Annotated in this window: 26 protein-coding genes; 3 read left to right on the forward strand and 23 right to left on the reverse strand. The window is 60.9% G+C overall.

The window, feature by feature from the left end:
• Positions 1–326: 326 nt before the first annotated feature.
• The 8 genes from VGI36_02710 to VGI36_02745 all read right to left on the reverse strand — a co-directional run bounded on the left by VGI36_02710 (position 327) and on the right by VGI36_02745 (position 6,482).
• A complete protein-coding gene (locus tag VGI36_02710; protein HEY2484027.1) occupies positions 327–839 on the reverse strand; it encodes a nitroreductase family protein in 513 nt (170 codons plus the stop codon).
• A gap of 90 nt (positions 840–929) precedes the next feature.
• A complete protein-coding gene (locus VGI36_02715; protein HEY2484028.1) occupies positions 930–1,211 on the reverse strand; it encodes a hypothetical protein in 282 nt (93 codons plus the stop codon).
• Positions 1,212–1,241: 30 nt separating this feature from the next.
• Entirely contained in the window at positions 1,242–2,126 is an 885-nt protein-coding gene (locus VGI36_02720; protein ID HEY2484029.1) for a YiiX/YebB-like N1pC/P60 family cysteine hydrolase, read from the reverse strand.
• Between the two features lie 233 nt (positions 2,127–2,359).
• Positions 2,360–3,388, reverse strand: coding sequence for a DUF1573 domain-containing protein (locus VGI36_02725; GenBank protein ID HEY2484030.1), 1,029 nt, complete (start codon positions 3,386–3,388; stop codon positions 2,360–2,362).
• A gap of 71 nt (positions 3,389–3,459) precedes the next feature.
• On the reverse strand, positions 3,460–4,842 hold the full coding sequence (gene accC, locus VGI36_02730) for an acetyl-CoA carboxylase biotin carboxylase subunit (protein ID HEY2484031.1): 1,383 nt from the start codon (positions 4,840–4,842) through the stop codon (positions 3,460–3,462).
• Between the two features lie 29 nt (positions 4,843–4,871).
• Positions 4,872–5,348, reverse strand: a complete 477-nt coding sequence (gene accB, locus VGI36_02735) for an acetyl-CoA carboxylase biotin carboxyl carrier protein (protein HEY2484032.1) — start codon at positions 5,346–5,348, stop codon at positions 4,872–4,874.
• Between the two features lie 49 nt (positions 5,349–5,397).
• Positions 5,398–5,913 (reverse strand): type II 3-dehydroquinate dehydratase, encoded by a 516-nt coding sequence (aroQ, locus tag VGI36_02740; protein HEY2484033.1) that lies wholly within the window; start codon positions 5,911–5,913, stop codon positions 5,398–5,400.
• Positions 5,914–6,098: 185 nt separating this feature from the next.
• Entirely contained in the window at positions 6,099–6,482 is a 384-nt protein-coding gene (locus VGI36_02745; protein ID HEY2484034.1) for a VOC family protein, read from the reverse strand.
• Positions 6,483–6,597: 115 nt separating this feature from the next.
• Here VGI36_02745 and VGI36_02750 point away from each other — a divergent pair, with 115 nt between their 5' ends.
• Positions 6,598–7,374, forward strand: coding sequence for a helix-turn-helix transcriptional regulator (locus VGI36_02750; protein HEY2484035.1), 777 nt, complete (start codon positions 6,598–6,600; stop codon positions 7,372–7,374).
• A gap of 318 nt (positions 7,375–7,692) precedes the next feature.
• Here the strand turns inward: VGI36_02750 and VGI36_02755 are convergent, their stop codons facing one another.
• Together VGI36_02755 and rsmI are read right to left on the reverse strand one after the other, a co-directional pair.
• Positions 7,693–8,139, reverse strand: coding sequence for a cupin domain-containing protein (locus tag VGI36_02755; GenBank protein ID HEY2484036.1), 447 nt, complete (start codon positions 8,137–8,139; stop codon positions 7,693–7,695).
• Between the two features lie 165 nt (positions 8,140–8,304).
• Complete coding sequence (rsmI, locus tag VGI36_02760) at positions 8,305–9,156, reverse strand: 16S rRNA (cytidine(1402)-2'-O)-methyltransferase (GenBank protein HEY2484037.1); 852 nt, start codon at positions 9,154–9,156, stop codon at positions 8,305–8,307.
• 84 nt (positions 9,157–9,240) lie between these two features.
• Between rsmI and purU the strand changes: the two genes are divergently transcribed.
• Positions 9,241–10,107, forward strand: coding sequence for a formyltetrahydrofolate deformylase (gene purU / locus VGI36_02765; protein HEY2484038.1), 867 nt, complete (start codon positions 9,241–9,243; stop codon positions 10,105–10,107).
• Positions 10,108–10,230: 123 nt separating this feature from the next.
• Here the strand turns inward: purU and VGI36_02770 are convergent, their stop codons facing one another.
• From VGI36_02770 to VGI36_02785, 4 genes are all read right to left on the reverse strand, one after another.
• The gene (locus tag VGI36_02770; GenBank protein HEY2484039.1) at positions 10,231–10,893 is read right to left on the reverse strand and encodes a PspA/IM30 family protein; all 663 of its coding nucleotides are present in this window, start codon (positions 10,891–10,893) and stop codon (positions 10,231–10,233) included.
• An 80-nt stretch (positions 10,894–10,973) separates the two neighbouring features.
• Positions 10,974–12,416 (reverse strand): SPFH domain-containing protein, encoded by a 1,443-nt coding sequence (locus tag VGI36_02775; GenBank protein HEY2484040.1) that lies wholly within the window; start codon positions 12,414–12,416, stop codon positions 10,974–10,976.
• 40 nt (positions 12,417–12,456) lie between these two features.
• Complete coding sequence (locus VGI36_02780; GenBank protein HEY2484041.1) at positions 12,457–13,080, reverse strand: hypothetical protein; 624 nt, start codon at positions 13,078–13,080, stop codon at positions 12,457–12,459.
• Positions 13,077–13,601: a helix-turn-helix transcriptional regulator gene (locus VGI36_02785; protein HEY2484042.1), complete on the reverse strand. Its 525-nt coding sequence runs from the start codon at positions 13,599–13,601 to the stop codon at positions 13,077–13,079. Before VGI36_02785 ends, VGI36_02780 begins: the two co-directional genes overlap by 4 nt.
• Before the next feature lie 143 nt (positions 13,602–13,744).
• Here VGI36_02785 and can point away from each other — a divergent pair, with 143 nt between their 5' ends.
• A complete protein-coding gene (gene can / locus VGI36_02790; protein ID HEY2484043.1) occupies positions 13,745–14,389 on the forward strand; it encodes a carbonate dehydratase in 645 nt (214 codons plus the stop codon).
• Positions 14,390–14,530: 141 nt separating this feature from the next.
• Here can and VGI36_02795 read toward each other — a convergent pair whose 3' ends face one another.
• From VGI36_02795 to VGI36_02835, 9 genes are all read right to left on the reverse strand, one after another.
• A complete protein-coding gene (locus VGI36_02795; protein ID HEY2484044.1) occupies positions 14,531–16,018 on the reverse strand; it encodes an NADH-quinone oxidoreductase subunit N in 1,488 nt (495 codons plus the stop codon).
• A gap of 12 nt (positions 16,019–16,030) precedes the next feature.
• The gene (locus tag VGI36_02800) at positions 16,031–17,530 is read right to left on the reverse strand and encodes an NADH-quinone oxidoreductase subunit M (GenBank protein ID HEY2484045.1); all 1,500 of its coding nucleotides are present in this window, start codon (positions 17,528–17,530) and stop codon (positions 16,031–16,033) included.
• Positions 17,531–17,563: 33 nt separating this feature from the next.
• On the reverse strand, positions 17,564–19,624 hold the full coding sequence (gene nuoL / locus VGI36_02805) for an NADH-quinone oxidoreductase subunit L (GenBank protein HEY2484046.1): 2,061 nt from the start codon (positions 19,622–19,624) through the stop codon (positions 17,564–17,566).
• A 172-nt stretch (positions 19,625–19,796) separates the two neighbouring features.
• Positions 19,797–20,111, reverse strand: coding sequence for an NADH-quinone oxidoreductase subunit NuoK (gene nuoK, locus VGI36_02810; GenBank protein HEY2484047.1), 315 nt, complete (start codon positions 20,109–20,111; stop codon positions 19,797–19,799).
• A gap of 23 nt (positions 20,112–20,134) precedes the next feature.
• Positions 20,135–20,632 carry an NADH-quinone oxidoreductase subunit J gene (locus VGI36_02815; protein HEY2484048.1) on the reverse strand — a complete coding sequence of 166 codons (498 nt, stop codon included), beginning with the start codon at positions 20,630–20,632 and terminating at the stop codon, positions 20,135–20,137.
• 35 nt (positions 20,633–20,667) lie between these two features.
• Positions 20,668–21,237 (reverse strand): 4Fe-4S binding protein, encoded by a 570-nt coding sequence (locus VGI36_02820; protein ID HEY2484049.1) that lies wholly within the window; start codon positions 21,235–21,237, stop codon positions 20,668–20,670.
• Positions 21,238–21,247: 10 nt separating this feature from the next.
• Entirely contained in the window at positions 21,248–22,438 is a 1,191-nt protein-coding gene (gene nuoH / locus VGI36_02825) for an NADH-quinone oxidoreductase subunit NuoH (protein HEY2484050.1), read from the reverse strand.
• Between the two features lie 7 nt (positions 22,439–22,445).
• Positions 22,446–23,564, reverse strand: coding sequence for an NADPH-quinone oxidoreductase (locus VGI36_02830; protein HEY2484051.1), 1,119 nt, complete (start codon positions 23,562–23,564; stop codon positions 22,446–22,448).
• Positions 23,561–24,070, reverse strand: coding sequence for an NADH-quinone oxidoreductase subunit C (locus tag VGI36_02835; GenBank protein HEY2484052.1), 510 nt, complete (start codon positions 24,068–24,070; stop codon positions 23,561–23,563). The genes VGI36_02830 and VGI36_02835 overlap by 4 nt, the downstream gene beginning before the upstream one ends.

Below are 24,070 nucleotides of genomic sequence, written 5' to 3' on the forward strand. Positions count from 1 at the left end.
CTCGCTAGCAGGATAAGGAGCCGAGGATCGAATCAGTTACCACGTGTGGCAGGGCCACGAAGAGAAGGATGATCTGGATCTTAACCCGCGCCAAGAGGCGCCGAAAAGAAAAAACTACTTACAAACGTGGGACCCTTGTGGAGGAAGGATAAGGACAAACCGCGCCGCGCCGAAACGGCGCGGAAGAAAAATACATACAAGTAAGTACATCAGATGAGACGGGAGACTTGACTGCCTCTTTCAGAGAAGGGTGCCAAAAAACCCGGGAACAGGGCCGGGCAGAATTTCCGCTCAAAATGCCTGCTCGCAGGTCGTTGCGCCCCCAACTATGCGCTCGGGTTCCCGTAACGCTCGTAATGAACCATCTCTTTTTTCGGGCGCAGCGGACGCGACTCGGGAGGCCGTTTTGGGTCCGAATAACCGAAGGGCAAAATGGTGAAGATTGCCCACGGCGCGGGAGCGCCGAGCATCTCGCAGATTTTGAGGTTGTCAAAATTGCCGACCCAGCAGGTACCGAGTCCCAACGCCCAACCCGCCACCGCCATGTTCTGCACCGCCTGCGCGCAGTCGACATCGGCCCACCGCGCGTTCTCGGTGTTCTTTAGCACGACGATCGCGGCGGGCGCGTCGGAGACAAAACGTCCGGTCGAGCAAAGCTCGCCCATCTTCTTGAGGCACGCCCGATCGCGCACCACGATGAATTGCCAGGGCTGCAGGTTGCGTGCGCTCATCGCATGCCGGCCTGCATCGACGATGTGCTCGAGTTTGTCGCTTTCAACGTCGCGCGTGGAAAATCCGCGCTGCACTCGTCTGCTTTTGATGGCCTCGATCGCTTCCATGGGAACACTCCTGTCGAGAATCGGAATCGACCTGCTGAGCGCGGTTCGGCGACTCCCCCCGCGTGTGTGGCGACCGGCGAGGACCGGACCTCAGCCGCGTTTGTATACGATATAACTCTCGGCGAACTTCGCGATGCGATCCTGCACCGACGCGGTCCGCTGCGTACCCAGGAAGAACTGGACCAGTTCCTCGTGGCCGATCTCGCCACCGGGACTCAGCAATTCCACCAGCTCGTCGATTAGGGTGGGAAATTTCTCGCTCGGGATGTAGTAGTTCGCCCAGCCGAAGTTGCAGTGGCGATGGAGAATCTTCGCAATGGTCTTTTCCAGGACCTCGCGCCGGCCGCCATCGTGATTCTGTTCGTCGCTCAAGTCGTCTGCTCCGTGCTCAGATTGATGCGGCTATGCGCCTTTCTTGATTTGTGCCAACGGCGCGTCGTCCGCCCATCGAATCTTCCGATAGTCGAACCGCATGCTCTCGATAATATTAAACTTGACGATTTCGAAGTAGGGAGAGAGATCGAAATCTCGCGGCGTTATGAGCGTCGGGGAAACCTGCCGCCAGATTCCCGGCGGCTTGGTAGACCGCCGCGGCCACAACGCGAGGCGCGAGGTCGGAATGGGATCATCGGGTAATTGCTCGTAGCGCGGCACGATTGGAAAGCGCACCCGGTTGAAGCACGAAGCGAGCAAGCTGGAGCAGATCACCCGGGTCGGTTCTCCACTGCCAAACTGCAAAGCGGTGCGGCGAAAGCGACGGGGAATGAGACTGACCGGCAGAAAGTAGCGGCCCAGATCGACCACATTCTTGACGTCGTAGTTGGCGCCGACGCTGCGCAGCGCCTCGTCCAATACCTCCGCCAAGTCAGCCGTCGAGAGATTATACGGGCGGCAGATACGGATGTTGAAATCCCGATACTTGGTCAACGGCGAGAGGACCACGCCGCGGTCCACCAGCGCCTCGACGACTAAGAAAGTCTCCTCTTCACCAAATTCCGCGACCAGCTCGCCGCGCTTGTGCGGGTCCCGCCGCAGCGGCTCGTCGCCGACGAACAGCGCCGAATGCGACCACGAGCTTTGGGTCAGATACTTGATGCATTCGCTAATCCGTTCGTTGCCCTCGACCAAAACCACGTCGCCTTTGCGGATATGGCGTTTGAGGCTCGCCATGTCGTTGGGCGAATGGAGCTCGTAGCTCTTGAGCGGCTTGGTCAGAACTCGGACCGCGGCATCGGAAAGCCGCTGCCGCAGTCGAGCGAAGAGATTCAATTTCCGCCGCTCGGCCATTTAAGCGTAGATCGCATAAGAAATTTGCGCTCTGCCCAGATAATACGGACTGATCGCTCATGGAAACAAGCGATTTTCCAGAGTAGTCAAGGTGGTGCTGTCGCCGAGGCGTTTTCAGCTCGTGCCCCTCTTCCGGTGTGTCTTGGGGCAGCAGCCGCGCCCAGCTCAGCGCACCTTGTGGGACCCGGATTGGCAAGCGGGAGCCGCCCGACGCGCGCGACACAACAGTCAAGTCAGATCTTGAACTGCCAAACGATGGCGTAGAACGGAACGTCGACCTTGCTCTGCTCCGGGTCGTCGGTCTTGATCGCCAGCTGTCCACGCAATTGACCATCCGGCGTACCGCGCCGAAGCGTCACCGTAATGCGATATTCCCTACCCGCCTTGACCGGATCGGCCGAGGCGACTACCGAGGGCGTCGAACTCGAGATGTCAAGTACCTTGACGTCTCGCGGACTGGAATTGGTGAGCCGCAGAATCCGGACGACGTCCTGGCCCTTGGGAACGATGCCAAATGAAACCTGCGCGGGGTCGAGCGTCAGGTCGCCCGCGACAGTTCCGAAGACATCGATCTGCAGCGGCGCCCGGTTGGTAGTCACCTTGATCGCATCATCGAAGGTTCCCGCCGGCATGGTCGGCAGCAGATCGACTTTCAGGAGCGCGCCTAGCTTGCCGTCCTTGCGCGGTTCGATCGCAACCTTGATCGACGGGCTCGAGTTGCTGACCGAGCTGACCTTGAACCCTTTCTGCGCAGTCAGGTCATCGATCGTGACTTCCTGCGTCGCCGTGGCCCCCTTGCGAACCGTACCGAATGCGACCTGCGCCGGCGTCGCGGCGACTTGCTGCCTGACCATGCCCTGCATCGTCATCACTGCTTGCGGCGTCGCAGGATCGTTGGTGAATGCGGTGATGGTTCGGACCTGGTGGCCCTTCTGGAAATGCGTGTCGAACCCTACCGAGATGTCCGCCTCCTCGCCGGGCGCCAGGTGGTTTTTGCTGGGCGCCGCCGCGGTGCATCCGCAGGAGGTTTTCATGCCGCGGATTTCCAGCTCACCGCTCCCGGTGTTTTTGATCTTGAAGACGTGGTCCACCATTTTCCCTTCAAGCGCAGTCCCGAAATCGTAGAAGGGATTGAGCACCTGAACCTTGGGCTGCGGACCCGGGGGCGCAGAGTTAAGTCCGGGAATCTGGGGCGGACTCTGCGCGGCCGCGACGCCGCGGATCAGCACAGTGGCCACGAAGGCAAGCAGCATTCGACGCATAACGCGCTCCAACTTCCACGCGCACCAAGCACGCGGTCCAGAATAATCAATCCGTTCGTCCTGAATGGCGGTCAAGAGGCTTTCGCTGCGGGCATTTCACCGGTCGCGCGGGGGGCGGGCTCGTATCTCCTGAGAAAGCCCGTCGAAAAGTCGCCGCGGATAAAATCCGGGTCGTGCAGAATCTTGAGATGGAGGGGGATATTGGTCCGGATTCCGTCGATCAAATACTCGCGCAACGCGGCGCGCGCCCGCAGCATGGTCAGCTTGCGGGTCTCGGAATGGACAATCAGTTTTGCAACCAGCGGATCGTAGTGCACCGGCACCCGATAACCGTCGTAAAGGGCGGTTTCGACCCGCACGCCCAATCCCCCAGGCGGATGATGGTTTGAAACCAGTCCGGGCGACGGCAGGTGCTTCTCCGGATCCTCCGCGTAAATGCGAAATTCCATGGCGCATCCGCTGAAGGTTACCTGCTTCTGCTTGAGGTTGAGCCGCTCGCCCAGCGCCAGCCGAATGCTTTCCTTGACCAGGTCGATGCCGGTCACCATCTCGGTGACTCCGTGCTCGACCTGGATTCGCGTGTTCATCTCGATGAAATGGAACTCGCCGTCTGGGGCGAGGAGAAACTCCACCGTGCCGACGTTCGAATAGCCCACCACTTCAGCCGCGCGCACCGCCGCCTTACCCATCTTCTCGCGCCAGCGCGGATTCAGTACCGGACACGGCGATTCCTCGATAACCTTCTGATGACGACGCTGGATCGAGCAGTCGCGCTCACCCAGATGCAGCACGTTGCGGAAGTTGTCAGCGACAATCTGGAATTCAACGTGGCGCGCATGTTCGAGGTACTTCTCCAGGTACATGGTCCGCGAATTGAAGGCCGCTTCGCTTTCGGCGCGCGCCAACGGAAACAGACGCTCCAGCTCCTTCACGTCGCGCACCACGCGCATCCCTTTCCCGCCTCCCCCCGCTGCCGCCTTGATCAGCACCGGAAATCCCAGCCGCTTTGCGTCCGTGAGCGCATCGCGAACCTCGGTAACGCCCTTTCCATCGCTCCCCGGAAGCACCGGAACGCCGGCACGTTTCATGATGCGCCGGGCGCGCGGCTTGTCACCCATAAGCCGGATGTGGCGAGCGCGCGGCCCGACGAACTGAAGGCCGGATCGTTGACAGGCTTCCGCGAAATCACCGTTCTCGGAAAGAAAGCCGTATCCGGGATGGACCGCGTCGGCGCCGTAGGTCAGCGCGGCGCTCAGAATCGAGGGGATGCTGAGGTAGCTATCTTCTGCCGCAGGCGGCCCGATGCACACCGATTCATCGGCCATCCGAACATGCAGCGCATCTTTGTCCGCCGTGGAATAGACCGCCACTGTCGGGATCCCGAGTTCGCGACATGCGCGGATTATGCGAATCGCGATCGTGCCCCGATTGGCGACGAGAAGCTTCTTGAACATTGGAACGTTCTAGCGATTGCGCGGGCGGCTCAGCCTACCTCTATCACCATCAAAGCCTGGCCGTACTCAACGGGCTGGGCGTTCTCGGCAACTATCCTCACGACACGCCCTGCAGCAGGCGCTTCGATCTCATTCATCATCTTCATCGCTTCAATAATACAGACTGTCTGACCTTTGCGCACCGAGGAGCCTTCCTCCACAAACGGCGCGGCATCGGGAGCGGAGGCACGGTAAAAGGTCCCGACCATCGGGCTCTCGACGAGCATCTGGTTCGAAGCAAGTTCGACCGCGGCCCCATCTGTTTTGGCGGCGACTTTCGCGCCCGCTCGGCGCCTCCCGGGCTTGACCGATACTGCGGAGGAATTGGGCTGCGAATTGGCCTCGAGTGAGGGAGCCAGCGGAGCACGAACCAGGCGAACCTTGCCCTTTTTGTCTTCGATTTCGAGTTCGACCAGGCCGTGGTCGTTCATCAGGGCAATCAGGGCCTTTATCTCTCGAACTTCCATTCCTTCTCCAAGATCATGGCATGCCAACGCCAATTGCGCGAACGGTCGCCTACGGGGCTGCCGCCCTGGTCGACAGCAGTGTTGCCGCGGCGCGTAGCGCCAAGTAGTACCCTTCTGCACCGAACCCCATGATTCGGCCGACTGCCAGATCCGCGATGGTGGAATGATGGCGGAATGATTCGCGTCGGTAGACGTTGGACAGATGCACCTCGATTACCGGAACGGCGATCGCCGCAAGCGCGTCGCGAATCGCGATGCTCGTGTGGGTGTAGGCACCCGGATTTACGAGGATCAGGTCAGATCGATCGCGGGCCTTCTGGATGCGATCGACGATCGCGCCCTCGGAATTCGACTGGAAGCTGTCGACCGAAAGACTCAGCTCGCGCCCCAGTCGTTTCAACTCCCGGTCGATATCGCGAAGCCGGGTACGGCCATAGACTTCCGGTTCGCGCTCTCCCAGGAGATTCAGGTTAGGCCCGTGAACCACCAGGACGCGAAAAGCTCGCCCGCTCTTGGCTTCGCCGTCAGCTCGGCCGCGCCCGGAAGCATCTTTCTCCCGCGTCACGTCCCCGCACAACTCCTCGCGGCATTGAACCCTACCGCACCCTCGACTTCAAGCCGGTCTGCCCCCGCAGCGACCGCAAGCGGCAAACCTGATCACCAGGTGCCAGTTGGTCCGCTCGCGATTTGGTCGCTCGCGGCTTGTATTGCGGGCGGGGAGAAGCGGGGGGTCGGCGACCGGCATCACAATCAGTAATACGCAATTTCGATCAGGTGCCGGTTGGGGTCGAAGAAGTAGACCGACTTGCATGCTCCGCGCGCACCTCCGCTAACTCCGGGCCCGCGCATGTTGCCCACCGTGTCGAACGAGTCACCATATTCGATTCCCGCCTCGCGCACCCTCTGGAAAGTGTGGTCAAATTCCTCGCGCGACATCGAAAACGCCAGGTGCTCGCCACCCCTGGTTCCGAAGGGAGCGAGCTGCAGCATAAAATCCGGCTCCACTTTGATAACCGAGAACGGCGTCCCTTCCCGCGCTCCCTCATGCGCGAAGCCGAGAATGCACGTGTAAAAAGCGATGCTTTTCTCGCGATCGTTCACGTTGAGAATGAGATGATCCAGACGGGTTGCCATTTGGGAACTCCTCGGGCACGGGCGCCGGCCGGCCTCGACCCATGCCGCGCGTCCACGACATTGACTATTCGATAGCGGTTCCGGGTGTGGCGGTCTTGCGCTAAAGTGTCAACCAATGCCGACAAAGCGTCAGCACTTCTTTGACCCGCGCCACTACCAGATTCGCGCCGGATTCCCCGCCGAGTACGCGCACGGCGCCATCGTCGAGCCCCATCGACATCCGTGGCACCAGCTCACCTTCGCCTCGCAGGGCGTCGTCACCGTCACCACGCGCGAGGGCTCATGGGTCGTCCCCACGCATCGCGGGTTATGGGTCCCGGCACGCACCCGCCACTGGCTGGAGATGTCTGGAACGGTTTCACTGCGCGCGCTCTATGTCGCGCCGACCCTGAGCACCACCCTGCCCGACAAATGCTGCGTGGTCGAAATCTCTCCGCTGATGCGCGAATTGATTCTTCGGGTATCCGAACTCAAGGGACTCAACTCCCATATCCCGCTCCATTCCCATCTGGTCCCGGTGATGCTCGATCATCTTCACTTGATGCAATCGGACCCTATTCATTTGCCACTGCCCCGCGACGGGCGCGCAAAGCGAATCGTATCCCTTCTCGGGCAAGAACCCGCCAACCGAAAACCGCTCGGCGAACTCGCCAAGACCGCCGGTGCCAGCAAGCGCACCCTCGAGAGACTGTTCAAGTCAGAGACCGGACTTGGCTTCGGCAAATGGCGCCAACAGTTCCGTTTAGGTCATGCGCTGCGGCTGCTCGCGGCGGGTCAAGCGGTGACCAGCGTGGCACTCGATGTCGGCTACGAGAGCCCCAGCGCGTTTATCTCGGCATTTCGCATGACCTTCGGGCAGACGCCCGGGGAGTATTTCCGCTCTGCGTATTAGCTCCCGATTGCGGCGCGCGATGACCCGCGCTGTCTGGCACCCCCACACAATCAGAGAAGGGTGTGGTTTCCCTTCCCGTCTCGGGAAGCAGAAAGAATTTTCTCGTCATCGCCTGTCCTTCGAGAGGGACTTCCCTCATGAATGCCGAGTTGACCGTGTACCGCAAATCAGTGCCGCGAGACTTGGATTTCCTTCGCAGCCTGCGTTTTCTTCGGTGCCGAACAGACGACGTGCAAACCTACCAGAGAGGAACTTTTCCGACCACCACATTTACTCGAATAGCTTGAGCGACGGCGCAACGCTCGCTGCTGCTGAACCCTAGGCCGCTTCGGGCGGAGCGAAAACGGTAAGCCCGAAGAGCGGTTCGCTATCCGTGCGAAGAGTGTGCATCGCGCCGGCCGGAATAGTCAGGATGTCGCCCGCTTTGATCTGCTGTTCATTGCCCGCGACACGTGCAGTCGCCGACCCCTCAAGCACATAGATGATCTGGTCACCACGATGGCTGTTCTCGCGATCGCTGTGGAAGTTCGCCGGGATCGTGAAGGTCATCGTCTCGCTCTGCGCAGTCCGCCGCAGGCGCTTGCCGCGCGCCTTCGTGCCGTCACCACGAAACGCCATCAGGTTGGAGATGTTAAGCGGATTCTCGAGTGCGCCGCCGGTCGACGTGGTCAGTTCATTCATTTGTTGCTCGAAGACCGCCTCGGAAATGATCCCCTTGCGATAAGCCCTCAGCAATTGGGTGAAGACAAAATCCTTGCTCGCCATAGCCTTGGCTCCTCTGCGAAGCTTACAGGAAAAGATCTGACTAAGCGGACCGTAGCACATGCCGGACGCGGCGGTAAAAGCGGACGAGGCGAGGTTGCGCCGCAGCAGAGCCTATTTGCGAGTGGATCAAGGGCAGAAGATTCGCGATCCGGGTACAGAAGGTCGCTATCTTTCGGTTCGGTTCTTGAGCCCCTCCTGGTAAACCTCCCGCCGACTGCGACCGGTCAGCCTCGCGACAATTGCGCTCGCCTGCTTCAGGCTGACTCCCTCTTCCAGCAGCATGTCCACAGTGACCGCTTGACCGTGGCCCGCGGCCGCGCCGTCGGCCGCGCCCGCGACGACGATCGTGATCTCACCGAGCGGATTGGTGTTCTCGAATCTAGCCGCCAGCTCACCGAGCGAACCGCGCAGCGTTTCTTCGTAGGTCTTGGTGGTCTCGCGCATCACCGCGGCTTCGCGCTCATTGCCGAAGATCGAAGCCATTGTCGCCAGGGTCCCACCAAGCCGGCGCGCGGCCTCGTAGAAGATCATGGTACGCGGTTCGCCGGAGAGCCCCTCAAGCTCCTTGCGCAACGCGCCCTCGCGCGTGGGGAGAAATCCCTCGAACACGAATCGATCGGTGGGCAGACCGGCGATCGACAAGGCAGCGATTGCCGCCGATGGGCCTGGAATCGCCTTCACGACTATCGCCGCATCGAGCGCCGCGCGAACCAGGCGATAGCCCGGATCTGAAATCGCCGGCGTGCCAGCATCGCTCACCAGCGCTATGCGCGCGCCTTGCCTGAGTCGCGCAACCAAGTCGGGCACGCGTCGTTGCTCGTTGTGCTCGTAATGCGAGAGCAGTTGCTTGCGGAGGCCGTGCGCGGCGAGAAACTGCCCCGTCCGGCGCGTATCCTCGCATGCGATCAAATCGACTCCTTCCAGCACCTGCAAGGCGCGGGCGCTGATATCGCCGGGGTTACCGATCGGCGTTGCGACCACGTACAGGACCCCGGGCGAATTTGCGCTGCTGCTCAAAACCGCACCGGAGTTGGGTCGTTTGTCCGGGGACAAATCGCGGCACTACAATGTGTCCGCCGGGCTGAGCAGGAGCAACCGCCAGTGGCCGACGCGGAAAGGGCTATTCTTCTAATCTCGTGCATCGATCGCCCGGGCATCATAGCCCGCGTCGCCGGCCAGCTGTTCCATCTCGGGTGCAATATTATCACCTCAGACCAGCACACCGATGACGCCGACGGGCACTTCTTCTGGCGCATCGACTTCGAAAGCAACCAGCGCCCGCTTTCCGAGGTGGCGCAGAATTTAACCGACGGCCTCGCCCGCCTGCTGCCGTGGGAGCAGTTGCGCTGGCATCTCTATGAAGCCTCCAGCCACGACCGGATCGTCATCATGGTCTCGCGCCTGGCGCATTGCATGATGGATTTGCTAAGCCGCTATCGCTTCGGCGAGCTCGAAGCCGAGGTCGTCGGCGTAATCAGCAATCATCCCGATTTGGAGCCGCTGGCGCGCCCCTTTGGAGTTCCCTTCGACGTGATTCCCGTCAGCAAGGACAAAAAACCGGAGGCCGAGGCGCGGCTGCTAGAGCGTCTGGTCGAGCTTAAGGCCGATACGGTGGTGCTCGCGCGCTACATGCAAGTTTTGTCCGGCGATTTCCTCAGGAAGTGGCAGAAACCGATCGTGAACATCCACCACGGCTTTTTGCCCGCGTTTGCAGGAGCGAGTCCGTACCGCCAGGCGCATGACCGAGGGGTTAAACTAATCGGCGCCACCGCACATTACGTGAGCGAGGAACTGGACGCCGGTCCGATCATCGCACAGGCCACCACGGCGATTACCCATCGCGACACCATCGCGGACCTCGCGCGCAAGGGCAAAGATCTGGAAGTAATCGCCCTGGCCAAGGCGGTGCGAGCACACCTGCACAAGCAGGTGCTGATACATCACAACCGCACCATCGTGTTCGAGTAGCTCCCGACCCCGGTCCGGGGAGCGGCCGGTGAGGGACCATCGGCGCACGGCACCCTTCCACCCAGCGCAACTGGGAGGCGGGAGCGTTCTGGCGCCCGGTTCCAGTGCTCGATCCGCAAGCGGTCAGGAGGTGAACCCCTTCTTCGCCTTCAGCTCCTTAAGCAGGGTATCGATCCTCTGTTCACGCTCGAGCACGTGGAAGCGCAGGTCAACCTCGTCATCGGTTCCGACCAGTTCGCCATTGGCCCTGCCCAGGGCCTCTTCGCGAGCGACCTTGGAGCGCATTCGATCGAAGGTGCGGCTTTCCCCATTGGGCGCTTGCGCATCGGCCGCGCGTCGGGTGGCACGTGATCGTCGATGCTGCACGATCAGCATGTCCACCCTTTCGCGGGCCTCGGCGAGCTTTACTTCGAGCCGTTTCAGCGCGGTTTTCAGAGCCTCGACCTGCGCCTCCTGGTCCGCGATCTGCTGATCCAGGCTCTCATTCAGTTGCTGAAATCGCAGCGCACGCTCCAGAGCTGCGCGCGCCAGTCCGTCATCCTTCTTATCGACCGCCAGTTCGGCCTTGCGCATCCACTCGGCGTGCTTCTCACCGGTCTCGTTTTTCTTCTTCTCCAGCAAGTGCAGGTCGGCCAGCGCGATCGCGACCTGGGTCTTGACCTGTATGAATTGGTTTTCCATGTCGAGAATCACCTGCTTGAGCATCTTCTCGGGATTCTCGGCCTGGTCGAGCAGGTCGTTCAGGTTGGCCCGAACGAGCGTCGCAACACGATCTAGCAGTGCCATAAAAACCTCCTCGCTCGCGTGAGTAAGGGTCCCGCAATTGCCGCGTCGCTGCTAAGCGATCTCATCGCGCACCCGGTGCCCTACTCTCGGTCGCCATTCTTGGAGCCCGCGGGGCGCTCCGCCTTGTCGCCGATCATGCGAACCTTTTTGAGCAGCTCGGACATCTGCATGCCCGACAGCGCTTCGAACAGCGCCGGGACCTGAGCAGCCATCTGGGCGATATCGCCGGTAATCTTGTGCAGGCCCGCGGAATCACCGTCGCCGGTAGAAACCACCGTGATGCGATCGACGTTGGCCAAGGGGCTCGCCAAAGCCTTCACCACCTCGGGCAGGCCGGTAATCAATTTGTCTGCTACCGCAGCCTGGTTGTATTCCTGGTACGCCTCGGCCTTGAGATTCATCGCACGGGCTTCGGCCTCGCCTTTCTTGAAGATAATTTCCGCTTCCGCCTCGCCTTGCGCGCGGATCGCGCTGGCGCGCCCTTGCGCCTCGGCCATCATGCGCGCCTTCTCGGCCTCGGCGATGGTCTGGATGCGCTGGCGTTCGACCTCGGCCTGCTTGAGCACTGTGGCGATCAGTTCCTTTTCACGGCGCACAATCTCGGCTTCCTGCACCTTCACCTGGCGCTCTTTCTCGACCTGCTGGACCTTGACGGATTCGGCCACTACCTGCTGCTGCATGACGTTGGCCTGAATCTCGTAGGCCTTGTCGGCCTGCGCCTGCTGGCGCTTCACCAGCTCCGCATATTCGGCCTTCTTCACCTCGAGGTCGCGCTGCGCCTCGGCTTGTCGGGCCAGCGATGCGGTTTCCGCCGCGACCCGCTCCTGGTCTGCCTGCGCCTTGGCGATGGCCGCTTCACGCAGCGCGATCGCCCGCTTGATCGCGGTGTCGCGGTCCGCCTCCGCCGCGGCCACGTCGGCATCGCGCCGGATGCGCGCGATATCTGGGCGGCCCATGTTGGTGATGTACTCGTTCTTGTCACGGACCTCCTTGATCGTGAAGGAAATCACTTCAAGACCCATCTTGTTCATGTCGTCGGCACAGGTTGAGCGCATCCGATCGGCCACCATCTCGGGTTGCTTCACGATCTCCTCGACCGTTAGCTGCCCGATGATTCCGCGCAGGTGCCCTTCCATTACCAGGCGAATCAGCGCCTCGCGGTCCGGAGCGAGCTTGGTGAGGAACTGTTCCGACGCGGTTAGAATCGACTCGGGGTCCGACTTGACCTTGATTTGCGCGACTGCCTCGACGGTCACCGCCACGCCTTGCTTGGTATAGAGGTCCTGCTGGGGGGCGACATCGAAAGACATCAGCTCCAGCGACAGCTCGCGGCAGTTCTCTACCATCGGGAAGATGACAGTGCCGTGTCCCTTGATGACCCGGGTGCCGCGAAATCCATACACCACCAGCGCCTCGTGCGGCCCGGCCTTCCGGTACAGCCTTGCAAACACCACCATCACCAGGAGCAGAGCGCCGACCGCGATCACGGCAACGATCACAGCGTCGGTTAACACGTTAGACATATTTCCTCCTCGCGGATCATCAACGCACTCGTAGCGAGCATTAGTCTCGAGCTCTGGCCTCACCTCCGGCCATTTCTTCCCAGCGGCGAACGTACGCGATTCCCTGTTCGTAGCGAGTCACGACAACTTCCGTGCCGCGCGCGAGGGCCTCGCCCTTCTCGCTGCGAGCGCCACAGGTATGGCGCGTGCCCGCCTGGGAAAAGATGATCTCGCCGGTGCCACCCGGGCCGACCGGGCTGACAATGCGTGCGAGCACCCCGACCCGATCGTAGTCCGCGGGATCCAGTTCCCGGTCATGCGCGAGCAGCAGCTTGACGACGAACCAGAAGATGATGGCTGCGCCCACGGTTCCGGCTCCGCCGGCGAACAACAGAATCAGCAGCGCGGCCAGCGGCGAATGCTCGGTCAGCAGGTAACCGGTGGCGCCAAACCAGGCCAGGAACACGGTTATCGTCCCCAGGTTGAAGACCGGTAAAGAACCGCGAGCGCTGCCGGCATCGGGCGCATGCGCATCGGGTAGCGCGGCATGCCCATGAAACCAACGCACGAAGTGAAGGTGCGGGAAGTGAAAGTGCGTCAGGTGCAGACCGCCGAATACAAACGCAATCACGCTCAGCGCGGTCCCGACGAAAAAACACACCAGGTAGAAAGTCGCCCAGGTCATGGACGGACCCCGACGGATTTTCGGTTTGCGGCTTTGCTGAGCGGGTGCGCACCGAGATCTGGTTTCAGCACTTCGCTCAGGCGTTCGACCAGTTGCGGCGCGTCCAGAACCGCGCCCAGCAGGATCAAACACTTGCGCGTGTCATCGTGCCGAGCCACCCGCAGCAGCGCGTCGCTCACCTCCGGGTCAGAAGCGAATTGCTCCGCCCCCTCGATGAGCCAGAGGTCGAGGCGATCGCGCATGGCGCGCAGGTCACTGGTCAGCTCGGTGTGGTAGCCCTCCGGGTCGTCGACCAGATACCCGGGATGAACCTTGAAAAAACGGGCCAGCAGCATGCGCGAGGCATTGGTCATATGCGGGCGAGTGCCGCTTTCGATTTGCGACAGATAGGATTGGCTGAGCCCCGCGCCCACTTCCTTCTTAAGCGCGCGGGCGAGATCCTGCTGGGTCATCTCGCGGCCCATGCCGCGCAGGGTCCCTTCGACCAGGCGCAGATAGCGCAACTTCTCGCTCAGCTTCATCCAGGCCTCGTTATCACAGATTGCAATAATACTATTGCAATCTGTAAAGGTCAAGCGGAGCCGGAGGCCTCTCCCCTGACGGTCGGTCGCGCCCGGCCGCCACTGCACGACGGTCACCCGGGTTCTGTGGCATATTCGACCATGTGCGGACCTTGCCCGAACTGTTCAGGAACAATCGGAGATGGGCGAACCGGATGGAGCACGATCACCCCGGTTTCTTCAGCCAGCTTGCAGCGCAGCAGGCGCCCGAGTTCCTCTGGATCGGATGCTCGGACAGCCGTGTCCCCGCCAATCAGATCGTCGACCTCATGCCCGGCGAGATATTCGTCCACCGCAATATCGCCAATGTCGTCGACCACGCCGACGGAAATTGCCTGGCAGTTATCCAGTACGCGGTCGGCGAGCTGCGCGTAAAGCACATCATGGTGGTCGGCCATTATCGCTGTGGTGGGGTCCGCGCCGCTCTTGAAACCGAGCGGGGAGGTCTGGTCGACGACTGGCTGGCTCCGATTCGTGCCCTCCACCGGCGTCATCGCGCATTCTTCGACCTCTGCTCCGGCGAGACCGCGCGCTGGGACAAGCTCTGCGAGCTCAACGTGCTGGAGCAGGCCCGCAGCGTGTCGCAAACCACCATGGTGCGTGAGGCGTGGGCGCGCGGCCAGGATTTAGCGGTCCATGGCTGGATCTATTCAGTTGCGGACGGGTATCTTCGCGACCTCGACGTCACGGTCGCCAACGCGGAGGAGGCGAAGACGGCCTTCGCAGGAAGATTCGCGCAACTACTGTAACTCCTTCCGCAGCCTCGACATTTAGTCCTTCTTTCTTGCGCAGGAGGCGGCGCAACGTGCGCGTGGGGGAACTTCCCCGGCCCGTGCGTCCCGGAGGCGGAATTGAAAGGGCGCGCGCTTCGCTGGTTCGAGGAAAGCCGCTTAGACCGGCCCGACGAAGAAATTCAGCGAGCGGTTGGCGAACGTGATGATCGGCGTCCAGTAGATACCTAGTGCGATCGTCGCGCCCGCCAGTACCCCCATCAGGCCGTAGTTCCAGGTGTCGCCGGCAATCTTGCCCTCGTCGCCGTTGGGCAAATCCAGGAACATCGTCTTGATCGGACGCATGTAGTAGTAGAGCGAAACCACCGAATTCATCACGCCCACGATCGCGAGCACATAGAACCCCCCGTGGATAACCGCGGCGAACAAATAGAACTTGCCGATGAACCCGATCGTGAGCGGGATACCCGTCAGCGACAGCAGGAAGATGCTCAGCGCAATCGCCGGGACCACTCCGCCCCGCCATGCGAGCCCGCGGTAGGCATCGATATCTTCGCGACCGGTACTGTTGGCGACGATCATCACCACCAGGAACGCGCCCGCATCCATTAGGTAGTAGGCGAACAGGTAGAACATCATCGCACGGATTCCGTCGTTCGACAGCACCACGAACCCCATCAACGCGTAGCCCGCCTGCGCGATACTCGAATACGCCAACAGCCGCTTCATGTTGGTCTGCTGCAGCGCGGCGAGATTGCCCAGCGTCATCGTTATGACGCAGATGACCAGCAGCAGTTGCGGCCAATCGACACCCTTTGGCACCTGCCAGCTTCCGCTTGCGGTGAGCGAGGAGATGGCGGGAAAGAAAAACCGGGTCAGCAGCGCGAACCCCGCGGCCTTGGATCCGATCGCCAGAAAGGTGGTGATCGGAATCGGCGCGCCCGTGTACACATCGGGCGCCCACATGTGAAACGGCACCGACGCGACCTTGTAGCCCATCCCGGCCAGGATCAGGACCAGCGAAATGAACACCGTCAGCACCGGGAGCGCGCCGTGAGTGGTCAGGGCCTTGTTGATAACGGCGAAATCGAGCGAGCCACTGATACCGAAGATCCAGCTCATCCCGTAAATCATCGTGCCCGATGCGACCCCGCCGTAGATGAGATACTTGAGCGCGGCCTCCAGCGAGCGCCGGTTGTGGCGCAGAAACCCGGTCAGGATGTACGAAGTCAAGCTCACGAACTCGAGTGAAAGATACGCCATCAAAAGATTCGCCGACTCGGCCATCAAAAACATCGCCACCGTGCTCGCGAGCAGGATGGCGTAGTATTCGCCCTGATCGCACCCCCGCACTTCCTCGGAGCCCATCGACATCCAGACCGCAACCAGCGCGGCCAGCGCAATCAGCGCGCGAAAAAACATCGCGAAGCCGTCGAACACCAGCATCCTGTGAAACAGCCAGGCACTCGCGGTAACCGGGGTCAGCGCAATCAGCAGCAGTGCGCCGGCGGTGATGATCAGGGCCAGGTCGCCCAGGTGGGTCTTGTTTGTGACCAGCAGATCGACGATGACCAGGAGCAGAAGGCCCCCGGTCAGCAGCAGCTCGGGCAGAAAATGAGCTAGGCTCGCGAAGTTTCCCAGGTCCATCGGCTTTTAATCTCAGTGCAGCAGCGCGACCGCGGGCCCCGGCGTCGAGAGCACCACCTGATTGAGGTGCACAAGCGAAGTGTTGAGCAGCCCCAGAATCGCCTGCGGGTAAACGCCCAGGATCAGCACGATCGCCGCGAGCGGCACCAGGGTGAACGACTCGCGGAAGCTCAAGTCCAGGTAGCCTGCGTACTTCTCGTTGAACGGACCCAGATAAATCCGCTGATAGGTCCATAGGAGATATCCCGCGGTCAAGATCGCGGTCGCCGCGCCGAACACGGTCATCAACGGATAGGTCTGCCATGCGCCGATCAGCACCAGGACTTCCGAAATGAATGCCGACATGCCCGGCAGCGCCATGCCGGCAAAGAACGCGAACCCGGTCATGCCGGCGTACAGCGGCATCTGCTGAGCGAGCCCGCCGAACCCCGCGATCTCGCGATGATGCGCGCGGTCGTAGATCACGCCGACCAGGATGAAGAGCATGGCGGTGACGGTGCCGTGATTGAACATCTGCAACACGGCGCCGTTGATTCCCGCGGCCGTGAACGACGCAACCCCCAGCATCACGTAGCCCATGTGGCTGATCGAAGAATAAGCGATCAGTTTCTTGAAATCAGTCTGCGCCATCGCGCACAAAGCGCCGTACACGATGTTGATGGTCCCGATCACCCCCAAGAACAGCCACGCTAACTGATGGGTGGCTTCGGGAAGCATCGCGAAATTGACGCGCAGGATTCCATAGGTGCCCATCTTGAGCAGCACGCCCGCCAGGATGACGGAAATCGCGGTTGGCGCTTCCACGTGCGCATCCGGCAGCCAGGTGTGAAACGGAAACGCGGGAATCTTGATCGCAAAGCCGATGAACAGCGCGATCCATACGATGCGCTGGAAGGTCGTTGAATAGTGTGATGCATTCGACGCGAGCACCGTCATGTCGAAGGTGCTCTGTGCGCCGTAGTAGTAGAGGCCGAGCATGGCCAGCAGGATCAGCACCGAGCCAAACAGCGTGTAGAGAAAGAACTTGATCGCCGCGTACTCGCGCCGCGGGCCGCCCCATATGCCGATCAGGAAGTACATCGGCAGCAGCATCACTTCCCAGAAAATGTAGAACAGGAAGAAATCCAACGAGACAAACACGCCCATCATTCCGGCGTCGAGCATCAGCAGCAGCGCATAGTAAGCCTTCTCGGCGCGAGTGATGCTGAAGCTGGCGAACACCGAGATGAAGCAAATGAGCGCGGTCAGCAGCACCATCGAGATCGAGATGCCGTCGACGCCCATGAAGTAGGTGATGTGATAGGCCGGAATCCACTGGTACTTTTCCGCAAACTGGATGGCGGTGGTCGTGGTGTCGAAGCTCGTGTAGAGGCCGATCGCGATCGCGAGCTGAACGGCGGTGGCCGCGGCGGCGATCCATTTGCAGGCGTTCTGCATGGCCGCGGGCATCGCGAGACACACGACCATGCCGGCGACCGGAACGAAGGTAATAAGCGTCAGCGCGTGATCCATTTCCGATAGGTTCCCGTTCCCGTTGGCACGCGCTCAGACGTGCAGCACTGCGCGCACCAGTAGAATCACCATCACGGCAGCCAAAATGCCGTACAAATATCCGTTTATCGAACCGGTCTGGAGCCGGCGCAGGCGCCCGCCCAAATCCAGCGTCACCAGCGACGCGGCGTTGACCAGTCCATCCACGACGTAATTGTCAAAGAGGCCCGACAGCCACGATCCGAACACCGTGATCGATGCGGCCAGGTTCACCACCCCGTCAATGATGTGCAAATCGAACCATGCGAATCCCCGCGTAGCCCACAGGTACGGCTGCACAAACACGAAATCGTACAGCTCGTCGACGTAGTACTTGTTCAGCACCCAATCGTAGGCGACGCCGCCGAAAGCCTGACTGAAGCGGCTCGGATCGATGGCTCCCTGTCGATACATAAAGTCGGCAGCCAACCATCCCAGCACGACCATCGTGAACGTAACGAACCCCAGGCCGGCTTCAATCGAGTGATTGTGGATTTGCGCCGCGTAAATCGCGCGCGTCGCGGTGCTGCTGAAGACTGGCTCCAGAAACACCTCGAACGGCTTGAACGTTGCGATGAAGTCCGGAATCTTTACCAGCCCGCCGACCAAGGAGAGAACCCCGAGCACGATCAGCACCAGCGCCATCGAGGGCGGGGATTCGTGCAGATGATGTTCCTGCTCGTGGGTACCGTGGAACTCGCCAAAAAACGTCATGTACACCTGGCGGAACATATAAAAGACGGTGAGCGCCGCGCCGAGCAGGAGAAAGCCCCAGACCACTGTGTGGCCGTGAGCGAAGGCCTCCCAGATGATCTCATCCTTGGACATGAAACCCGCAAACGGCGGCACCCCGGAAAGCGCCAGGGTCGCGACCAGGAAGGTGACAAATGTGACTGGCATCTTGTGGCGCAGGCCACCCATCTTGCGCATGTCCTGCTCGCCACCCATCGCGTGGATGACCGAACCGGAGCCGAGAAATAGACAGGCCTTGAAGAACGCGTGGGTCATCAGATGGAATACACCGGCCGAGTAAGCGCCCACCCCCAACGCCGCGAACATGTAGCCAAGCTGACTGACGGTCGAGTATGCGAGCACCTTCTTGATGTCATTTTGCGCGACGCCGATAGTGGCCGCGGCGAGCGCCGTCAGCCCTCCCACCACCGCCACCACCGTCATGGTCGCCGGCGCCATGGAAAACAGGAAGTTGAGTCGCGCGACCATGTAGATGCCTGCGGTAACCATGGTCGCCGCATGAATCAGCGCGCTGACCGGGGTCGGACCCGCCATCGCATCGGGAAGCCAGACGTAGAGCGGAATTTGTGCGGACTTGCCAGTGGCCCCTGCGAACATCAGCAGGGTTACAAAGGTGACCAGGGTCATCCCGAGGTAGCCCGGCATGCCGGCCAGCAGCGGGGCGTACTGTGCGACTTCGCGCGTGACCAGGGTCGGATGTCCCACTTTCCCGAGTGCCGCGAACAGGCTGTAGAGCGCGATGACGAACGCCCAGTCGCCGACGCGGTTGACGATGAAGGCCTTGTTGCCGGCGGTGGTATTGGCGAGCACCTTGTACCAGAAGCCGATCAGCGCGAAGGAGCACAACCCGACCCCCTCCCATCCGACGAACATCAGCCACAGGTTGTCGCCAAGAACCAGCACCAGCATCGCGAAGGTAAACAGGTTAAGCCACCCGAAGAACCGCCAGTACGACTCCTCGTCGTGCATGTAGCCGATCGAGTAAATATGAATTAGTCCGCCGACTCCGGTGACAATCAGGGTCATGATCATCGAGAGCGGGTCTAACCAGAAGGCGATCTCAAGGTTCAATCCGCCGATGTCGATCCATTTCCACAGCTCGTCGAGCATGAAGCGGTTTTCCGGTGGGACCGCGATCATCGCTGCAAACGCTTTCACCGCGAGCGCAAACGCCACCACCACTACGCCACACCCGACCAGGCTGATGGCCCGTTTGCCGAACGTCTTCTGCAGCCAGGGTCCGGCCAGGAAGTTGAGCGCCGCGCCGAGCAACGGCAGCAGCACGATATAGCGCGCGATCGTTGTGCTTACCGGATGGTCCATCACCAGTTGCTCACGTCAAACGGCCATGCCGGAAGCCGGAGGTCGGAAGCTCAGCACCGCGGCACCGCAGTCCCCGCCACGACGAATCCCGCTGATATAAGCAGAAAACTGAACTCCCGAAAAGGCGAATCGGCGCGTCGCGCAGAGCCGAAATTGTCGTTGCAACCGAGCGTTATCCACTGAGCGTTTCGGTCGCATCGACATCGATAGTTTTGAAATTCTGGTAGATGGCGAGCACCACGGCCAGGCCGATGACCGCCTCTGCCGCAGCCAACATGATCACGAAGATGGCGAATATCTGACCGTCATATTTGCCGCCACCATAGAAGGCGAAGGCCAGATAGTTGATGTTGGCCGAATTCAGAATGAGCTCGATGCCCATGAGGATTCCGATCGCGTTGCGGCGCGTGAGCACGCACACCATCCCCAGCGAGAAAATGACAAGGCTTAGCAACAGAAAGTGACCGAGCCCGATCGCGCCTGGCATTGCGACTCTCCCGTACAGCCCCTCTATCCGCGCGCCTCGTGGCGCGAGATGACGATCGCCCCAATCAGGGCCGCCAGCAGCACCAGCGACGCGACCTCGAACGGCAACACGTAGTCGCCCAGGAATGCGTTGCCGATTCCGTAGGTGGTGGGCGCAGGGGTGGGCCTGGCCGCCAGGTGCCAAGGTGTCCGTTCGATCGCGTAGGCCATGACCGCGCCCGCAACCGCGACGATCGCCAGAGCCGGGACCAGTCCGACCGCGCGATTTGAGACGGTAACGTCGGCGATGCCCTGGGTCAGCATCACGGCGAAAATCGTCAGTACCAGGATTCCTCCGACGTAAACCAGCAACTGCACCATCGCGACGAAGTCAGCAGCCAGCAGTACGTACAGACCAACTACCCCCATGAAAGCGCCGAGCAGCGCGAAGGTCGAGTAAACAATATTGCGCGAGAACGTGACCATGCAGGATGAGCCTACGGTCAGCGCTGCAAGCGCGTAAAAGACTATGGTCGCGACCACTCTAGCAAAGCTCCTCCCGGCTTCTGCGGAAACGCCTAGGCCTCGCCTTCTTCTTCCACCGGCTTTTCCCCGCCAGGCTGAGCGAACTCGTTGATATAGCGCATGCCGCGATTCAGGATCGGTGCGATTCGCGGATCGGTCTCCGGGCCCTTCTTGGGCTTGTAGGCCAGCACCGGTTCCTTGACGAATCTCCGAATCAGACTCTCCAGCGAATAGTCGGCGCCTTCGAATTCGGTCGTATGGTGGATCGATCCGGTCGGACACGGCTCACTACATAATCCGCAGTACATGCACTTGGCGATGTCAATGTCGAACTGCGAAATTTCCATCGCGCGCGTTTTGGGGTCCTTCTCGCACGCGATGACGATGCAATCGATCGGGCAGGCACGTTCGCACGCCAGGCATCCGGTGCAGATTTCGAGATCGACTTCCAGGATGCCCCGGTAGCGGAACGGCAGCGTGTCCTGCACCCGCACCGGCGTGCGGTCCGGATATTGCACCGTGTATGGGCGTCTCACGAAATGCGACGCGGTCACTGCCATCCCCTCGAAAATCGAGGTGACCGCGTCTTTTATGTTTTGCAGATAGGAGCCAAACGCACCCATGGTTAAATTCCTAAATCGTCGGATGAAAGTAGAGTTCCATCCGTGAGCGGCGCACATAGTGGGTGACCCGGCGCAGGAACATGGCCAGCACGATCAGGCCAACTGCGAACATCAGGTAGCCCATGACGGCGTTGCCGTCGGGCCAAATCGCCACCCACACCGCGGTGCCGATCAGATTCGTGAAGGCCATGGGCACGAGATATTTCCAGCACACGGTCATGAGCTGATCGATTCGCACCCGCGGCAAAGTCCCCCGAATCCACATCGAAACGAACACCACCGCCAGCACTTTAACGTTGAAAATGAGCAGCTCGAGCAGGTTCATCGCCAGCTGGCTGTCGCTCACGTGCGGGAACTGCCATCCCCCCAAGAACAGTGTCGTCATCAGAGCGCCGATAAGAAACAGGTTGCCCCACTCGGCCATGAAGAAGAACGTGTAGCGCATCCCGCTGTATTCGGTGGCAAATCCCGCGACCAGCTCGCTTTCCGCTTCCGGCAGGTCGAACGGCGTACGGTTCCCTTCCGCGAGCGCGGATATGAAAAGGATATTGGCGGCGATGAAGGTGAACGGGTTGGCGAACAGGAACCAATGCTGCGGCGCCCAGCCCTGCGCGCGAATGATTCCCTGCATCGAAAGCGTCCCGGTCATCAACACCACCGGAAAAATCGACAACCCGGCGGGAATCTCATAGCTCACGATCTGAGCCGCGGAACGAATCCCGCCGATCAGCGACCACTTGTTGTTCGATGCCCACCCGGCCATCAGCACGCCAACCACGGTCAGCGCGGTGATTGAGGTGAAGAACAGCACGCCCACGTTCAGATCGGCCAGGATCAGGCTGCTGGAAAACGGCATCACCGACCAGGGCAGAATGAAGGCGAGCATCACCAAATAGGGAGCGAGTTTGAATAGGGGCGCGTCAGCTTCTGCAGGGATCAGGTCCTCTTTGCAGATGTTCTTGAGGCCGTCGGCAAGCCACTGCAGAAAACCTTGCGGTCCTACGCGATTGGGTCCCACCCGTGACTGAATTCGCGCCCACACCCTCCGCTCCAGCCAGGTCACGATACCGGCGAAGGGCATCGCGACCAGCAGGAACACGACCGCGCCCGCCACAAATTCCACCACCCCCGCGACCACGGCGTAGTTGGGATGAGCCCCAAACGCGCCCGATGCGATCAGACTGGCTATCAGCGTCTCCATTGCGGGCCTAGCGATCGATCTCCGGCGCGATGACGTCGAGGCTCGCGATGAGGGTTACCAGGTCGGCAATCATCAGGCCGCGGCTCAATTTCTGGATAATTCCCATTGCGGCGAACGACCCGGTGCGAACATGGACCCGCCATGGATAGCCGGTGCCGTCGCTCACCACGTACCATCCCATGTCGCCGCGCCCGGACTCGATCCGAACCTGGCACTCGCCCTTGGGTGGCTTAAAATTGCGGGGCACCTTGGCCAGCACCGGACCGGCGGGAATCTGGTTAAGGGCCTGGCGCAGAATCTTGGACGATTCGTGCATCTCGCGGATGCGCACCATGTAGCGATCCATCGAATCGCCTACCGTACCCCACTCTCCCGATCCGACTGGCACGTCGAAATCGAACTCGGGGTAAACCGAGTAAGAGAGGTCCTTGCGGAGATCCCACTTGATCCCGCAGGCGCGAAGGTTCGGTCCGACCAGGTTGTAGTCAATCGCCTCTTGCGGGGTTACCACGCCCACGTTGGCAAGCCGCTCGATATAGATCTTGTTGAACGAAATCAGCGAGTTGTACTCCTCGAGGATGGGATCGAAATGCTCCAGGTACGCGAGCGCCTTCTCGCGCCATCCGGGTGGCAGGTCCCAGGCCACGCCGCCGATGCGCATGTAGTTGAAGGTCAGGCGCGCACCGCATAGCTCCTCGATCAGATCGTTGATCATCTCTCGCTCGCGGATGGCATGGGTGAAGGGGGTCATCGCGCCGATGTCCATGCCCATCGTCCCGACCGAGATGAGGTGAGAGGCGATCCGATTGAACTCGGCGGCGATCACCCGGCAGTATTCGCCCCGTTTCGGAACCTCGATCCCGGCCAGTCGCTCGCTGGCCATGCCCCAGCCCTGGTTGGTGAACATCGCGCACACGTAGTCGACCCGATCGGTGTAGGGCATGAAGCCGTGGTAACCGACCTTCTCGGCGATCTTTTCGATCGAGCGATGCAGATAACCAACGTCGGGGACCGCTTCGCGCATCACTTCCCCATCCGCTCGCACCACGAAGCGCAGCACCCCGTGTGTAGAGGGATGCTGGGGGCCCATGTTGAGCGTCATTTCTTCAGTATGAAAGGTGCTCATTTCCGTTTCGGATCGAGCCGAATGATGGGGCTCTCGCGGACTGTTGAGATGCCATGATATTCGAGCGGCTCGACAAAGTCCTTGCGTAATGGATGGCCTGGCCAGTCTTCCGGCATCAGGATCCGGCGCAAGTCGCTATGACCCTCAAAGCTTACCCCGAGCAGATCGAAAATCTCCCGTTCCATCCAGTTCGCCGATTTCCACACTCCCTCCAGCGTATGTACCACCGGATCTTCCCGCGGCAGCTGGACCTTGAGCACCGCTCCGTGGCGGAGCTGGTAGGAGAAAAAGTGATAGACGACCTCGATGCGATCCTTGTAATCGACGCCACTCTCGTTGGACAGACAATCCATCGCCGTCTCGGGGTCGTCGCGCAGGGCGATCGCGACTTCGACGATCGCTGCAGGATCGATCACGCAGAATGGGTCGGGCTTGCTTTCGGAAATTTCTAGAACGCGATCGCCGAACCGTTCTTTGACCCGCTGATATATCGCAAGCGGTTCCAT

Source organism: Candidatus Binataceae bacterium (assembly GCA_036495685.1).
Taxonomy (GTDB): domain Bacteria; phylum Desulfobacterota; class Binatia; order Binatales; family Binataceae; genus JAFAHS01.